General features: G+C 68.7%; 1 protein-coding gene. It reads left to right on the top strand.

The features are described from left to right. Positions 1 to 32: 32 nt before the first annotated feature. Positions 33 to 348: acyltransferase domain-containing protein (locus tag KUF83_RS42535; protein ID WP_217453461.1), on the top strand; the 316-nt coding region annotated here is incomplete at its 3' end.

Here is a 348-nt window from a genome sequence, read left to right as displayed (position 1 = left end):
AGCATCGGGGTGTGGTGCTGGGTTCCTCGCGTGTGGAGTTGCTGCGGTCGCTGGAGGTGTTGGCGACCGGTGCTGAGGCGCCCGGGGTGGTCTCGGGTCGTGTGGTGGACGGCCGGCTGGCGTTCCTGTTCACGGGGCAGGGTGCTCAGCGGGTGGGGATGGGGCGGGAGTTGGCGTCTGCGTTCCCGGTGTTCGCGGAGTCGTTGGAGCGGACGTGTGACCTGTTGGATGTCGGCCTGGAGGGTCTGGAACGTCCGCTGCGGGAGGTGCTGTTCGCGGAGCCGGAGAGCGATGCGGCTGCTCTGCTGACGCGGACGGTGTATGCGCAGGCGGCGTTGTTTGCGGTTG

It is taken from the genome of Streptomyces sp. BV286 (assembly GCF_019090165.1).
Taxonomy (GTDB): domain Bacteria; phylum Actinomycetota; class Actinomycetes; order Streptomycetales; family Streptomycetaceae; genus Streptomyces.
The sequence above is the reverse complement of the archived record's forward strand: the minus strand, read 5'-3'. Positions and strand labels throughout refer to the sequence as shown.